The sequence below is a fragment of the Campylobacter sp. TTU-622 genome (genome assembly GCF_016598965.1).
GTDB lineage: Bacteria > Campylobacterota > Campylobacteria > Campylobacterales > Campylobacteraceae > Campylobacter_D.
In genome coordinates this window covers 1-670 of record NZ_JAENKR010000201.1, presented here as the reverse complement: position 1 = coordinate 670, position 670 = coordinate 1, and the positions used below count along the sequence as shown (strand labels likewise).

Genomic DNA, 670 nt, shown 5'->3' with positions numbered 1-670 from the left:
CTTTTTTAAGATAAAAAGAAAAATATTTTATGATAAACCGATTTAAATTTGAGTTTTGAAGCAGGGTTAGAATTTCTTTATAATCTTTTAAATTTTTTTGCAATTGTTCTTTAGTTTTTCTTTTCATTATAGAATTTTCATTGATATTATAAAAATATCCTATAAAATTAGCAGTTTTTATACTAGGATCTATAAGAAATGCAAAAGCTAAAAGATCCTCTGCCATAGTTAGTTTTAAAGAAAGATCAATTTTTTGAAGATTTTTAAGATAAAAGTCTTTTCGTATGAGACAAAAACAAATAGTAAATTCAATCCCTTTATAATGCATCATTTTATTTTTTAATTCTTCATAATCTTTATAATCTGGTAAATTTTCTTCTATACCCCCCCCCATTTCATCAATTTTAGCAAAGCCAAATCTTAATAAATTGGCTTCTTTAATCTCTTTTAAAGCTAATTCACAAGCATTTAAAGTTAAAGTATCATCAGGGTCTAAAAACATTATATAAGGTGAGTTTGAGTTTAATACTCCTACATTTCTACTTGCAAAGGTTCCTAAATTCTTCTCATTGTGAATAATTTTAATTCTTTTATCTTTTAAAGCTTCTTCTTTAGCTATTTTAATACTACTATCACTTCCTAAATCATCTACTACAATAATCTCTATATC

General features: G+C 24.3%; 1 protein-coding gene. It reads right to left on the bottom strand.

Features of this window, described 5'->3' with window-relative positions; all coding sequences use genetic code 11:
* A partial coding sequence (locus JG677_RS08465) for a glycosyltransferase family 2 protein (protein ID WP_200286204.1) occupies positions 1-670 on the bottom strand: 670 nt, incomplete at both ends.